Consider the following 13920-nt stretch of genomic DNA (forward strand, 5'->3'; position numbering starts at 1 on the left):
AGGACATTTACTGCTCGGATGAGTTCCCTTCGCTTAGAAAAATGTTAAAATTGACCGCAGTCAATAATCATCGAGCGTAACTATATGATCCAGGAAAAACGCAGCATTCGACGTATTCAGTCTGGCGGTTGTGCCATCCATTGTCAGGATTGCAGTATCAGCCAATTGTGTATTCCCTTCACGCTGAACGAGCACGAACTGGATCAGCTGGATAACATCATTGAGCGCAAAAAGCCGATTCAAAAAGGCCAGACGCTGTTCAAAGCCGGTGATGAACTGAAATCGCTTTACGCAATCCGCTCCGGCACCATCAAAAGCTACACCATCACTGAACAAGGCGACGAGCAAATTACTGGCTTCCATCTGGCAGGCGATTTGGTCGGTTTTGACGCCATTGTCGGTGCAAAACATCCAAGCTTTGCGCAAGCGCTGGAAACCGCGATGGTGTGCGAAATCCCGTTTGAAACCCTCGACGATCTCTCCGGTAAAATGCCGGCGCTGCGTCAGCAAATGATGCGTTTGATGAGCGGTGAAATCAAAGGCGATCAGGATATGATTCTGCTGCTGTCGAAGAAAAACGCGGAAGAGCGTCTGGCGGCGTTTGTCTGGAATCTGTCGCGCCGTTTCGGACAGCGCGGTTTCTCACAGCGTGAATTCCGTCTGACCATGACGCGTGGCGACATTGGTAACTATTTGGGACTAACCGTAGAAACCATTAGCCGTCTGCTGGGTCGCTTCCAGAAAAGTGGCATGCTGGCCGTTAAAGGCAAATATATCACCATCGAGAACCACGCTTTGCTGGCAGAATTAGCTGGCCAGACCGAACAAGCCGCGTGATTCTGTGCCGGGTTAATAAAAGTTATTTTATTGATCCGGCAACAACTTTTCCGCTTCTGCCCTGTCCAAACTTAGGCTATCTTTAATCCAACTTGCTTTGGTTTTAGGAGATCGGCCTATGTCCCGGTACCAAAATATTCTGGTGGCTATTGATGCCCAGCAGGACGATCAGCCCGCGCTGCGTCGTGCGGTTTATCTCAATCAACGTATCGGCGGAAAAATCAAAGCTTTCCTGCCTATTTACGACTTCTCATATGAAATGACCACGCTGCTGTCGCCCGACGAGCGCTCAAATATGCGCAAAGGGGTGATTAGCCAACGTACCGAATGGATCCGCCAACAGGCCCAGGCATATATTGAGGCTGGCGTTGAAATTGAAATCAAAGTGGTTTGGCATAACCGTCCGTATGAAGCCATCATTCAGGAAATTATGGCGCATCAGCATGATTTAGTGCTGAAAATGGCGCACCAACACGATCGCCTGGAAGCAGTGATATTTACTCCGACGGATTGGCATCTGCTGCGCAAATGCCCTTGCCCGGTGTGGATGGTGAAAGATCAGGCATGGCCTGAAGGCGGCAAAGCGGTGGTGGCGGTCAATCTGGCCAGCGAAGAACCGCATCACGATGAGCTTAATCAGAAGCTGATTCGTGAAACCACGCTGCTGGCCGAGATGGTGAATCACACCGAAGTGCATTTGGTCGGTGCTTATCCCATCACGCCAATCAACATTGCTATCGAACTGCCGGACTTTGATCCGAGCGTTTATAACGACGCAATTCGCGGCCAGCATTTAGTGGCGATGAAAGCGCTGCGACAAAAATTCTCAATCGGTGAAGAGTTCACTCATGTGGCAAAAGGTTTGCCCGAGGAAGTGATTCCGGATATCGCTTCGCATCTGGATGCTGGCATTGTGGTGCTCGGCACCATCGGCCGTACCGGTTTGTCAGCTGCGTTCCTGGGTAACACCGCGGAACAAGTGATCGATCATCTGCGCTGTGATTTGCTGGCAATCAAGCCAGACGATTTCAAATCGCCGATTGATTACGATGACGAAGAAGATGAAGACGATTGATTAAAAAAAGGGCGGCTCGCAATGGCCGCCCTTTCTATATTTACTCAGGGCGGTGAGTCACATCATCGCCCTTCTTTTTTACAGCGCGCGCAGAATACCTTCCACGCTCGCTTTCGCATCACCAAACAGCATCTGCGTATTGTCTTTAAAGAACAGCGGATTCTGTACGCCCGCGTATCCAGTGCTCATCGAGCGTTTAAACACAATCACGTTCTGCGCTTTCCACACTTCCAGCACTGGCATGCCAGCGATTGGACTGCGCGGATCTTCCAGTGCGGCTGGGTTAACGGTGTCATTCGCGCCGATTACCAACACGGTATCGGTATCGCTGAAGTCATCGTTAATCTCGTCCATTTCCAGCACCACATCGTAAGGTACTTTCGCTTCCGCCAGCAGCACGTTCATGTGACCAGGCAGACGACCAGCAACCGGGTGAATACCAAAGCGAACCTTGATACCGCGTGCGCGCAGCTTTTCGGTAATCTCAGCCACCGGATACTGCGCCTGTGCCACCGCCATGCCATAACCAGGCGTGATCACCACAGAAGAAGAGGCTTTCAGCATTTCTGCGGTCTCTTCTGCGGTAATTTCGCGGTGCTCGCCGACTTCATCGCTTTCGCCGCCCACGCTTACGTCGGTACCAAAACCACCGGCGATTACGCTGATAAAGGAGCGGTTCATCGCTTTACACATGATGTAAGAGAGGATGGCACCGGAAGAACCGACCAGCGCACCGGTAACGATCAGCAAGTCATTGCTCAGCATGAAGCCCGCCGCCGCCGCTGCCCAACCGGAGTAAGAGTTCAGCATCGAAACCACAACCGGCATATCCGCACCGCCGATCGACGCCACCAGATGCCAGCCAAACACCAGCGCAATGATGGTCATCAGCAGCAGCGCAAACACCTGCGCGCCAATACTATCGGTTTGCACGAACCACAGCATCAGCAGGAAGGAAACCACCAGCGCCGCGAGGTTCATCTTATGACGATGCGGCAGCATCAGCGCTGAAGAGGAGATCTTGCCGCGCAGTTTGCCAAACGCCACCAGTGAACCGGTGAAGGTCACCGCACCGATGAAGATGCCGAGGAACACTTCGGTCAGATGGATATTTTCCATCACCGGCGCGAGGCCCGGCGCGTGATCGATGTAGCTGTTGAAGCCCACTAACACCGCCGCCAAACCTACAAAGCTGTGCAGAATGGCAACCAGCTCCGGCATTTCGGTCATTTCGACTTTCTTCGCCAGACGCAAGCCAATCGCACCACCAATCACCATCGCCACCAGAATCCAGGCAACGTTACCGGTGTTCGGGCCAAAAATGGTGGCAAGCAGCGCAATCGCCATGCCGCTCATGCCAAAAATATTACCCTGCTTAGAGGTCTCGTGTTTCGAGAGACCGGCAAGGCTGCAAATAAACAGAATCGCGGCAACAATATATGCTGCAGTAACTAATCCGCCAGACATGTTGCTACCCCTTAATTCTTACGAAACATTTTCAGCATGCGCTGGGTGACGGTGAAACCACCGAAGATATTGATGCTGGCGATCAGCACGGCGATAAACGACAGAATCGTTACCCAACCGCCGTGCCCCATCTGCAGCACCGCACCCACCACAATAATGCCGGAAATGGCGTTGGTGACGGCCATCAACGGCGTGTGCAAAGCGTGACTCACGTTCCACACCACGTAATAGCCGACCACGCAAGAGAGCGCGAAGACGGTAAAGTGCGACAGGAAGTCCGCTGGCGCCACGTTTGCCAGGCAGGCAAACAGCACCACCGCCAACGCCAGCAGCAGATACTTGCGCCACGGTGAAACCGGCTTGGCTTCAGCCTTTGGCAGCGGCTGTGCGGCAGGTTGCGCTTTCGGCGCGGCGGAAACCTGAATCGGCGGCGCTGGCCATGTCACTTCGCCATCACGAATCACCGTCACGCCACGCACTACGACGTCTTCGAAATCAACGGTGATTTCGCCGTTTTTCTCTTTGCACAGCAGTTTCAGCAGGTTGACAAGGTTGGTGCCGTAAAGCTGTGAGGATTGGGTTGGCAGACGGCTTGGCAAATCGGTGTAACCGATAATCTTCACGCCGTTGGGGGTTAAGGTCACCTGATCGGCAACCGTCAATTCACAGTTACCGCCGGTTTGCGCGGCCAGATCGACGATCACGCTGCCCGGCTTCATGCTGGCAACCATCTCAGCAGTAATCAGCTTCGGTGCCGGGCGACCAGGAATCAGCGCTGTGGTAACAATAATGTCGACGTCTTTCGCCTGCGCGGCAAACAGCTCCATCTCCGCCTTGATAAAGGCTTCAGACATCACTTTGGCATAACCATCGCCACTGCCCGCTTCTTCTTCGAAGTCCAGCTCAAGGAACTCGGCGCCCATACTCTGCACCTGCTCTTTCACTTCCGGACGCGTGTCGAACGCACGCACGATGGCACCCAAACTGCCTGCCGCACCGATTGCCGCTAATCCCGCGACGCCCGCACCAATCACCAGCACTTTTGCTGGCGGTACTTTACCGGCAGCGGTGATTTGACCAGTGAAGAAGCGGCCGAATTCATGCGCGGCTTCAACGATGGCACGATAGCCCGCGATGTTCGCCATTGAGCTCAACGCATCCAGCGCCTGCGCACGTGAAATACGCGGCACCGAATCCATCGCCATCACGGTGACGTTGCGTGCTGCCAGTTTCTCAAGCAGCGCTGGATTCTGTGCAGGCCAGATAAAGCTCACCAGCGTGCTACCGGCGCGCGTCAGTTCGATCTCCTGATCGTCAGGCGCATTCACTTTTAACACGATGTCTGACTGCCAGACGTCGTGAGTGTTGGTGATTGTGGCGCCGACGGCGATAAAGCTTTCATCATCAAAGCTGGCGCGAAGTCCTGCGCTCTGTTCAACGGTGACGCTAAATCCCAGCTTGATCAGTTGCTCAACGGTCTTTGGCGTGGCGGCCACGCGCGACTCATTAGCTAACCGTTCTTTGGGTATCCCAATTAACATACTGTTTCCTTTCAACAATTAAAGGATGAGGTTCTGTAAGTGGCAAAAAGCTCAAAAGCCGAAACAGTGTTTCAGCTTTTTATGAGCAAAATGCACAATGTAACAAAGTCTTTATAACCTACTGAAAATATGAAGAGTGATCCACAGCGATAACGCCTACTTATGACATTCACACAAATATTCAGACGCAAAGATTGAATGCCACGTTTTGCCACTGCATTTGGTGTTTATTAAAAAATATTCTGCTGCGCAAAATCGTGTCATGTCGAATTAAGTATTATAAAAAACCTTTATTTAACAATGCGATAACTATTATGGCACTAAGTGTTACCAGAATAAGTGGTTATCTGTGCAAAAAAGAGCCGTATCAGAAGTCAATGACAGGTCGATGAATAAATGGCAGAGATTGTCAATGTTATGCGCTTAAATTGGCTGAGACAGGCCGATTATTACATGCAATAATCAGCGGCTAATCTGTTATACATCAAGAGTCCAGCACGTTTTCGTACTCATTTTGCGTAAGGCGAAGGATCATTTTTATGAAGCTGAAGAACACCATTCTGGCGTCAACCTTGTTATCACTGCTGGCGGCAAATGCGTTTGCTGCTAAAGAGTTAACGCCAGAGCAAGCGGCCGCGTTGAAACCATTCGAACGTATTAATATCAGCGGCCGTTTCAATGCCATTGGCGATGCAACTGATGCCATCTCCAAACAAGCCGATGCCAAAGGCGCTGACTCTTTCTATGTTCAGGGTATTAATGATAGCAACGGCAACGGCGGTAACTGGCGCGTAACGGCTGATTTGTATAAAGCCAACGCACCAAAAGCGGATGACTCCACTAAATACCGCACCTTCTCCGGCGTGAAAGAGCTGCCGAAAGCAGAAGCGTATCGCCTTGAGCCTTACGATACCGTATCGGTTAATGGTTTCTTCTCAAGCCAGCCAGATGTTAATGAAGCGATTGCCAAGGCAGCTAAAAATAAAGGTGCGGCATCCTTCTTTATCGTGCGTCAGGTTGATGCCAACAACGGCGGCAACCAATACGTGACCGCTTATGTTTACAAGGCAGATGCGCCAGAACGTAAAGTTCAGAACACCTCTGATTCGATCCCAGCGGATTCTGAAGCCGGTAAAGCAGCTCTGGCTGCTGGCGGTGCGGCGGCAGCGAAAGTGGCGATCCCAGGCGTGGCCTCTTCTGAGACGCCAAGCCGTAACGTAGGTCGTTTCTTCGAAACGCAAAGCTCAACCGGTCAACGTTACACGGTAAAAACCGCCGATGGCCGCAGCGTGCAGGAAGTGAACGCGATTACTGCTGCGCAGATGCAGCCGTTTGATACCATCACCTTCTCCGATCACTTCGGTACCCCAACCGAAATCTCTGAAGCGGTTGGTAAACGTGCCGTAGAAAAAGGCGCTAAGTACTATCACATCACGCGTCAATGGCAGAACCAGAGCGGCGGTAACCTGACCGTCACTGCAGATCTGTTCAAGTAATTCCGATTAAGGGCGACGTCCGTCGCCCTTTTCAAAATCTCCTTCATACTGACTGCATAATCTGTGCGCAGATTTGCATAGTCTTGCATTGCCTTCCCCCTTTGCACTCCGTAAAATCTGCCGCCTATTTTTAGGGGATTCCGTTTCAAAGTTGGCTAACTGCCACGCGAGACTCCAGCGGAATCGCCACCACCCAGCATACTCTGCTGCTTAGGATGGGCGTTTTGGATAAAAAATTAGGTCTTAGTGCGCTCACCGCGTTGGTACTCAGCTCAATGCTGGGCGCTGGCGTGTTCAGCCTGCCGCAAAACATGGCGGCGGTTGCCGGCCCGGCGGCGCTGCTGATCGGCTGGCTGATCACCGGCGTTGGCATCATCTTCCTGTCGCTTGCCATGCTGTTACTGACGCGGCTGAAACCCGAGTTGGATGGCGGAATCTTTACCTATGCGCGCGCCGGCTTTGGTGAGCTGATGGGCTTCTGCTCGGCGTGGGGATATTGGCTGTGTGCGGTAATCGCCAACGTCTCTTATCTGGTGATTGTCTTTTCGGCGCTGAGCTTCTTTACCGACACGCCGGATCGCGTGGTGTTTGGCGATGGCAATACGTGGCAAGCAATGCTTGGCGCGTCGGTGCTGCTGTGGCTGGTGCATTGCCTGGTGCTGCGCGGCGTGCAAACTGCGGCCAGCATTAATTTGCTGGCGACGCTGGGCAAGCTGGTGCCGCTGCTGCTGTTTGTGGTGCTGGCGCTGCTGGCGTTCAACTACGATGGCTTCCGCTTTGATTTCAGCGGTGTCGAACTCGGTCAGCCGCTATGGCAGCAAGTGAAGCAAACCATGCTGATCACCTTATGGGTGTTTATTGGTGTCGAAGGCGCGGTGGTGGTTTCCGCGCGTGCGCGAAATAAGCAAGATGTCGGACGCGCTACGCTTATGGCGGTGCTGGCCGCGCTGTTGGTTTATTTGCTGGTTACGCTGCTGTCGTTAGGCGTGATTCCGCGAGCCGAACTGGCACAGATGCGCAATCCTTCCATGGCTGGTTTGATGAAGCATCTACTCGGTCATTGGGGCGATGCGGTGATTGCGGTCGGATTGATTATTTCGGTGTGCGGCGCCTATCTGAGCTGGACGATTATGGCCGCTGAAGTGCCGTTCCTTGCCGCGCAGCAAGGTGCCTTCCCGCGCAGCATCGCGCGCCAGAATCGCCACAACTCTCCTTCTGCCTCGTTATGGCTGACCAACGGCAGCGTGCAGGTTTGCCTGATCTTGATCGCCTTAACCGGCGCGGATTACAACACGCTGCTGACCATCGCTTCAGAAATGATTTTGGTGCCCTATCTGCTGGTGGGTCTGTATCTGATTAAGGTGGTGCGCGGGCAGAACAAACCCTGGGCGATGTTTACCGGCGTCGGCGCCAGCGCGTACGGCATTTGGCTGCTGTATGCGTCGGGTCCCTTGCATCTGCTGCTCTCTGTTGTGCTCTATGCGCCTGGATTGCTGCTGTTCCTGTACGCACGACGCGGAGGCCGTGGCGACAAGATGTTGTCACAGTTGGAGCGCATTGCGATTGTGTTGTTGATGGCGGCGTCACTGCCCGCGTTGTGGCAGCTAACGAATTAGTGCGGCTGGACCGGAATGGAAACACACAGCAGGTCATCCTGCTGTGTCAGATTGAGCGGTTTACGGTATTCCTGATGAATAGCGTCAAGCTGCTCGGCTGACAGCGGATATGGCAGCTGAATATCAAAGCGGCTGATGTGCTGTTGCTCGGCCAACGTGATAAGGCGCGCGATATTAATCTCATCGCTCACCTGCGTTGAAATGATTTGTAATGCTAATTCTTTCAGATGATCGTCGCTGGCCTGAAGGTTGTGCGCCGATTTACGCGTCACCATGCCAAAGATAGGCATCACGCCATAAATGGCATCGACAAAACTCCAGCGTTTTTTGCAGGAAGCGGAGAGAAAATCACTGTAATTGAAGCAGATGCGATCACTGTATCCGGCTGAAGCCAGCTCTTTATCAGACACTCTCGCACTCCTCCTGTTTTTCGTTACGGTTCCGAACCTTGCGCTACAACGCGCCGCTAATGATGGCACATTTCACGGTATACATACCAGTAACGCAGGGATATTTCGTGCGGTAACGTAGAGCTCAGGACCAGGAAAAGCTATGCTGCTGGCATTCTCATCCGTCACAGTGAATTATGAACAAAATCGTCTATGTGGAAGATGAGCCAGAAGTAGGCGAATTGATCGCCGCTTACCTTGGCCGCCACGATATTGAAGTTATTGTTGAAACGCGCGGTGACCGCGCCGAAGCCACCATCGCCCTGCACGATCCCGATTTAGTGATGCTGGATATCATGTTACCTGGTAAAGATGGCATGACATTGTGCCGCGATCTGCGTGCCAGCTGGCAAGGTCCGATTGTGTTGCTCACCTCACTCGACAGCGACATGAACCATATTCTGTCACTGGAAATGGGCGCTAACGATTACATCCTTAAAACCACGCCGCCAGCGGTGTTGCTGGCGCGCCTGCGTTTGCATCTGCGTCAGGCGCACGTCGGTCAGCCGGAAGTGACGCCCGCCATTCAAAGTTCGCAGCGCGTGCTGCGATTCGGTTCACTGACCATCGACTCGCTCAATCGTCAGGTGACGCTGTTCGAGGAAAATATTGTACTGTCCACCGCCGATTTCGATCTGCTGTGGGAACTGGCTAATCACGCCGGGCAAATCCTCAATCGCGATGCGCTGCTGAAAACCCTGCGCGGCGTCACCTACGATGGCATGGATCGCAGCATTGATGTGGCGATTTCTCGCCTGCGCAAAAAACTGTACGACAGCGCCACCGAGCCGTTCCGCATCAAAACCATCCGTAACAAAGGCTATCTGTTCGCGCCTCAGGCCTGGGATACCCGTTCCGCATGAGAAAGCTCTTCATTCAGTTCTATTTGCTGCTGTTCGTCTGTTTTCTGGTGATGACGTTGCTGGTTGGGCTGGTGTACAAATTCACCGCCGAACGCGCCGGACGCCAGTCAATGAACGATTTGATGGCCAGTTCGCTGTTTTTGATGCGCAGCGAACTGCGCGAGATCCCGCCGCGCGACTGGAGCAAAACCATTCGCAGCCTCGATCTCGATCTGTCATTTGACCTGAATATTGAGCCGATGAGCAAATATCAGCTGGGTGACGCGGACATGAAGCGCCTGCGCGCCGGCGAAATCGTGGCGATTGACGATCAGTACACCTTCTTACAGCATATTCCGCGCAGCCATTATGTGCTTTCCGTTGGCCCGATCCCTTACCTTTTCTACCTGCACCAGATGCGCATTCTGGATATCGCGCTGCTGGCGTTTATTGGTATGTCGCTGGCGCTGCCGGTATTTATCTGGCTGCGTCCGCACTGGCAAGAGATGCAGCGGCTGGAGAAAGCCGCCGAGCGTTTTGGCCGTGGCGAACTCGACGTGCGCACCCATTTTGAAAGCACCTCCAGCCTGCACAGTCTTGGCGTGGCGTTTAATCAGATGGCGGAGAACATCAACACGCTGGTTGCCAGCAAGAAACAGCTGATTGACGGCATCGCGCACGAGTTGCGAACGCCGCTGGTGCGGCTGCGTTACCGGCTGGAGATGAGCGATAACCTCACCGATGCGGAATCCGCCGCGCTGAACCGCGATGTGGGTCAGCTGGAGAGTTTGATTGAGGAGTTGCTGACGTATGCACGCCTCGATCGTCCGCGCGTTGATCTCCATCTGCAATCTTTCGATCTGGCGCAATGGCTGCGTGTGCATATCGAAGATGTGCAAACCATGAATCCGCAGACGCAGATTGCGCTAGATATCCCGCAGCTGGAGAACGTCGGCAGTGCCGATACGCGCCTGATGGAGCGCGTACTGGATAACCTGGTGAATAACGCCCTGCGCTATGCGCAACAGCGTTTACGCGTCAGCTTATGGTTTGATGGCGCGCTAGGCTGTTTGCAGGTGGAAGACGACGGTCCGGGCATTCCGCAGGAAGAGCGCGCTCGCGTGTTTGAACCTTTTGTCCGCCTCGATCCGAGCCGCGATCGCGCCACCGGCGGCTGTGGTTTGGGTCTGGCGATCGTCCACTCTATTGCGCTGGCGATGCAGGGAAATGTCTCGATTGAGAGCAGCCCGCTCGGCGGCGCCAGCGTTCGCTTTTGCTGGCCGGTTGATCTACCCTTGCGGGACATTGCGCCACGCTTACCGTCATAAGGAGCTTTTTACGTGACTTCAGCTTATCAAGAACTTAGCCGCACTTTTCAGCGTCTCTCCCGCTTTGGCCATTTAGGCGCCATTGCCGGTGTCGATATGCAAACCACCATGCCGCCGGGCGGCAGCCAGGCACGCGGTGAAGCGATGGCCGAACTGAGCGTGTTCATGCACGAAGTGCTGACCGATAAACGCCTCGGCGGGCTGTTTGATGCCGCGCAGCAGGAATCTCTAAATGATGTCGAGCAGGTTAACCTGAGCGAGATGCAGCGCGCCTGGCAGCAAGCCACGCTGCTGCCTGCGTCACTGGTGGAAGCCAAGTCGCTGGCCGGTTCGCGCTGTGAGCACGCCTGGCGTCAGCAGCGTCCAGCGAACGACTGGCAAGGTTTCTCCGCCAATCTGAAAGAAGTGGTGAAGCTGAGCCGTGAAGAGGCGCAGCTGCGTGCCGATGCGCTTGGCGTATCGCGCTACGATGCGCTGCTGGATGTGTTTGAGCCGGGCATGACCAGCGCGCAGCTGGAGCAAACCTTTGGCGATTTGAAAAGCTGGTTGCCCGACCTATTGCAAAAAGCAGTGGCGAAGCAGCAGCAAACGCCGATCGCGCAGCCGGTCGGTCCGTTTGCCATCGAATCACAGAAACAGCTGGGCCTGAGCGTGATGAAAACGCTGGGCTTCGATTTCAATCACGGCCGGTTAGATGTGAGTGCGCATCCGTTCTGCGGCGGCGTGCCGGAAGATGTGCGCATTACCACGCGTTACAACGAGAATGACTTCCTCAGCGCCATGATGGGCGTGATACATGAAACCGGCCATGCGCGTTACGAGCAGAATTTGCCAAAACAGTGGCGCGGTCAGCCAGTGGCGCAGGCGCGTTCTACCGCGATTCATGAGTCGCAAAGCCTGTTTATGGAGATGCAGCTGGGGCGCAGTAAAGCCTTCCTGCAGCATATACATCCGCAGGTGGTGGCGCTGATGGGCGATCAGCCTGCGCTGGAGTTAAACAACTTCATTCGTCAGACGCAGCGCGTGAAGCCGGGCTTTATTCGCGTCGACGCCGACGAGTTGAGCTATCCGGCGCACGTGATTTTACGTTACGAGATTGAGCGCGCGCTGATTGAGGGCGAGATTGAGGTTGATGATATCCCGGCGTTGTGGGACGAGAAGATGCAGCAGTCATTAGGCATTGATACGCGCGGTAATTATCGCGATGGCTGCATGCAGGATATTCACTGGACCGACGGCGCGTTTGGCTATTTCCCAACTTACACCTTGGGCGCGATGTACGCGGCCCAGCTGTTCCAGGCAGTGAAGCGCGCGATTCCGCAGGTCGAGACGCTGATCCAACAAGGTGATTTGCAGCCGGTGTTTGACTGGTTACAGCAGAACATCTGGCAGCACGGTAGCCGTTTCCCGACGCAGCAGCTGCTGGTCAATGCCACCGGCGAAGCGCTGAATCCGCACTATTTCCGTCAGCACCTTGAACAACGTTATCTCTCTGAGTAAACTGCGCGGCGGCCCATGCGGCCGCCCTTTTCACTTCCTTTACGCCGCTTTGTACAATCCGTTACACGCCGATACCAATGCCTCACGGAAAGCCTGAATTGTTTTTCATATAGTGTTTTCACCGGCCCCGCAGTGGGCTACACATGAAAAAATAGTTCGAGGATTTTGCAATGAAAAAATTATTTGCACTGGTGATCGCCGCTGCTATGGGTATGTCTTCTGTTGCTTTCGCTGCTGAAACAACTGCTGCTCCAGCTGCTGCTGCAACCACAACTGCTGCGCCAGTTAAACACAAAATGGCTCATCACAAAAAACCAGCTGCTCAGAAAGCGCAGGCTGCTAAGAAACACAAGAAAGTAGAGAAGAAAGCGCCAGCTGCACAGAAAGCTCAGGCAGCTAAAAAGCATCACAAAAAAGCAACCAAGCCAGCTGCACAGAAAGCCCAGGCTGCTAAAAAGCACCACAAAAAAGCAACCAAACCAGCTGCACAGAAAGCCCAGGCTGCTAAAAAGCACCATAAAGCAACCAAGCCAGCTGCACAGAAAGCTCAGGCTGCTAAAAAGCACCACAAAAAAGTAACTAAACCAGCTGCGCAGAAAGCTCAGGCAGCTAAAAAGCATCACAAAGTGAAAAAAGCAGCTAAATAAGATTCTCTTAGCGCCAACACCGTATTGATGATTGAAAACACCCGGTTATGCCGGGTGTTTATTTACTGGAGTAGCGAAAAATGGTGCGTCGCTATCGCTTCGAAATTATTCTGATTGTGATGATCCTCTGTGGCATAGTTGCAGCCAGCTTTTTTATCTAGTCGTTGTAGCGTGCTGATTACTCCAATATTTCTCCCTTTTTCACCGCTCACCGACTATAGTTATCGCTCAAGCGTGATGACAACAACTTCTATTTATTCTCGCCATTGAGAGAACTATGCGCCTGGCTATCCTGTTACTTGTTGGTCTTTTCAGTTTTAACCACACAGCACATGCCGATGATGAAGATGGGCCAAGCCCGGAAGACATCAAAACGTTGTTCTTTGGCAAAGATCATCGCCAGGCGATTAGCGACGTGAGCGCCGCGCCCTGGGATGCCATCGGTCAGTTAGAGACCGAAAGCGGTAACCTCTGCACCGCCACCCTGATTTCTGCCCATCTGGCATTGACCGCCGGACACTGTTTATTGGCTCCGCCCGGCAAGTTTGATAAGCCGGTGGCGCTGCGTTTTATGGCCAGCGCCAAAGGCTGGCGTTACGAGATTCATGATATTGATGCGCGCGTTGAACCCTCTTTAGCGCGCCGGTTGCAGGCAGACGGCGAAGGCTGGATCGTGCCGCCGGGCGCCGCGCCCTACGATTATGGGCTGGTTATTCTGCATAATCCGCCATCCGGTATTGTGCCGATTCCGTTGTTTGACGGTTCGCGTGGCGATTTAACCACCGCGTTGAAAACCACTCAACGTAAAGTGACACAAGCCGGTTATCCGGCCGATCATCTTGATACGCTCTATTCGCACAGCGATTGTCTGGTGACCGGTTGGGCACAACGCGCAGTGCTGTCGCACCAGTGCGATACCTTGCCAGGCGACAGCGGTTCGCCTCTGCTGTTGAAGAACGGTGATGAGTGGCAGTTGATTGCGGTGCAGAGTTCAGCACCCGCGCCGGCCGATCGTTACCGTGCCGATAACCGCGCCATCGCAGTGCCGTCCTTTAAAGATAAGCTGGAAGAGCTAGCGCAATAATCACGTAGGGTCGCCATTCATGGCGACCTCCATCACAT

13 protein-coding genes are annotated in these 13920 nt (G+C 53.6%); 10 read left to right on the forward strand and 3 right to left on the reverse strand.

What is annotated here, in order from left to right; genetic code table 11:
* Positions 1–84 precede the first annotated feature (84 nt).
* Both ACXIZX_RS09390 and uspE read left to right on the forward strand, forming a co-directional pair.
* Entirely contained in the window at positions 85–837 is a 753-nt protein-coding gene (locus tag ACXIZX_RS09390) for an FNR family transcription factor (RefSeq protein WP_008106391.1), read from the forward strand.
* A gap of 118 nt (positions 838–955) precedes the next feature.
* Positions 956–1912 carry a universal stress protein UspE gene (uspE, locus tag ACXIZX_RS09395; RefSeq protein ID WP_008106394.1) on the forward strand — a complete coding sequence of 319 codons (957 nt, stop codon included), beginning with the start codon at positions 956–958 and terminating at the stop codon, positions 1910–1912.
* A gap of 78 nt (positions 1913–1990) precedes the next feature.
* Here uspE and pntB read toward each other — a convergent pair whose 3' ends face one another.
* Together pntB and pntA are read right to left on the reverse strand one after the other, a co-directional pair.
* Complete coding sequence (gene pntB, locus ACXIZX_RS09400; protein ID WP_479404040.1) at positions 1991–3379, reverse strand: Re/Si-specific NAD(P)(+) transhydrogenase subunit beta; 1389 nt, start codon at positions 3377–3379, stop codon at positions 1991–1993.
* An 11-nt stretch (positions 3380–3390) separates the two neighbouring features.
* Positions 3391–4920, reverse strand: a complete 1530-nt coding sequence (gene pntA, locus ACXIZX_RS09405; RefSeq protein ID WP_479404041.1) for a Re/Si-specific NAD(P)(+) transhydrogenase subunit alpha — start codon at positions 4918–4920, stop codon at positions 3391–3393.
* Positions 4921–5459: 539 nt separating this feature from the next.
* On the opposite strand from pntA, the gene ydgH reads away from it, so the two are divergent.
* Together ydgH and ACXIZX_RS09415 are read left to right on the forward strand one after the other, a co-directional pair.
* Positions 5460–6416 carry a DUF1471 family protein YdgH gene (gene ydgH / locus ACXIZX_RS09410; RefSeq protein ID WP_008106399.1) on the forward strand — a complete coding sequence of 319 codons (957 nt, stop codon included), beginning with the start codon at positions 5460–5462 and terminating at the stop codon, positions 6414–6416.
* 224 nt (positions 6417–6640) lie between these two features.
* Entirely contained in the window at positions 6641–8032 is a 1392-nt protein-coding gene (locus ACXIZX_RS09415) for an amino acid permease (RefSeq protein WP_479404042.1), read from the forward strand.
* Here ACXIZX_RS09415 and ACXIZX_RS09420 read toward each other — a convergent pair.
* Positions 8029–8442: a hypothetical protein gene (locus tag ACXIZX_RS09420; RefSeq protein WP_008106403.1), complete on the reverse strand. Its 414-nt coding sequence runs from the start codon at positions 8440–8442 to the stop codon at positions 8029–8031. The two genes, ACXIZX_RS09415 and ACXIZX_RS09420, sit on opposite strands and share 4 nt — an antisense overlap.
* Before the next feature lie 176 nt (positions 8443–8618).
* Between ACXIZX_RS09420 and rstA the strand changes: the two genes are divergently transcribed.
* From rstA to ACXIZX_RS09450, 6 genes are all read left to right on the forward strand, one after another.
* Positions 8619–9344, forward strand: a complete 726-nt coding sequence (gene rstA, locus ACXIZX_RS09425; protein ID WP_008106404.1) for a two-component system response regulator RstA — start codon at positions 8619–8621, stop codon at positions 9342–9344.
* Complete coding sequence (gene rstB, locus ACXIZX_RS09430; RefSeq protein WP_008106406.1) at positions 9341–10651, forward strand: two-component system sensor histidine kinase RstB; 1311 nt, start codon at positions 9341–9343, stop codon at positions 10649–10651. The genes rstA and rstB overlap by 4 nt, the downstream gene beginning before the upstream one ends.
* A gap of 12 nt (positions 10652–10663) precedes the next feature.
* Positions 10664–12151: a carboxypeptidase M32 gene (locus tag ACXIZX_RS09435; RefSeq protein WP_479404043.1), complete on the forward strand. Its 1488-nt coding sequence runs from the start codon at positions 10664–10666 to the stop codon at positions 12149–12151.
* Positions 12152–12321: 170 nt separating this feature from the next.
* Positions 12322–12798: an acid resistance repetitive basic protein Asr gene (asr, locus tag ACXIZX_RS09440; protein ID WP_008106410.1), complete on the forward strand. Its 477-nt coding sequence runs from the start codon at positions 12322–12324 to the stop codon at positions 12796–12798.
* Positions 12799–12878: 80 nt separating this feature from the next.
* Entirely contained in the window at positions 12879–12959 is an 81-nt protein-coding gene (gene ydgU, locus ACXIZX_RS09445; RefSeq protein ID WP_455843913.1) for a small membrane protein YdgU, read from the forward strand.
* 116 nt (positions 12960–13075) lie between these two features.
* Positions 13076–13882 carry a trypsin-like serine peptidase gene (locus ACXIZX_RS09450; protein ID WP_061718815.1) on the forward strand — a complete coding sequence of 269 codons (807 nt, stop codon included), beginning with the start codon at positions 13076–13078 and terminating at the stop codon, positions 13880–13882.
* Positions 13883–13920 lie beyond the last annotated feature (38 nt).

It is taken from the genome of Candidatus Pantoea symbiotica, from assembly GCF_056491525.1.

Coding starts and splice junctions, on each gene's coding strand:
- ACXIZX_RS09390 (WP_008106391.1), top strand. CDS start 85: ATGATCCAGGAAAAACGCAGCATTCGACGTATTCAGTCTGGCGGTTGT.
- uspE (WP_008106394.1), top strand. CDS start 956: ATGTCCCGGTACCAAAATATTCTGGTGGCTATTGATGCCCAGCAGGAC.
- pntB (WP_479404040.1), bottom strand. CDS start 3,379: ATGTCTGGCGGATTAGTTACTGCAGCATATATTGTTGCCGCGATTCTG.
- pntA (WP_479404041.1), bottom strand. CDS start 4,920: ATGTTAATTGGGATACCCAAAGAACGGTTAGCTAATGAGTCGCGCGTG.
- ydgH (WP_008106399.1), top strand. CDS start 5,460: ATGAAGCTGAAGAACACCATTCTGGCGTCAACCTTGTTATCACTGCTG.
- rstA (WP_008106404.1), top strand. CDS start 8,619: ATGAACAAAATCGTCTATGTGGAAGATGAGCCAGAAGTAGGCGAATTG.
- rstB (WP_008106406.1), top strand. CDS start 9,341: ATGAGAAAGCTCTTCATTCAGTTCTATTTGCTGCTGTTCGTCTGTTTT.
- asr (WP_008106410.1), top strand. CDS start 12,322: ATGAAAAAATTATTTGCACTGGTGATCGCCGCTGCTATGGGTATGTCT.
- ydgU (WP_455843913.1), top strand. CDS start 12,879: ATGGTGCGTCGCTATCGCTTCGAAATTATTCTGATTGTGATGATCCTC.
- ACXIZX_RS09450 (WP_061718815.1), top strand. CDS start 13,076: ATGCGCCTGGCTATCCTGTTACTTGTTGGTCTTTTCAGTTTTAACCAC.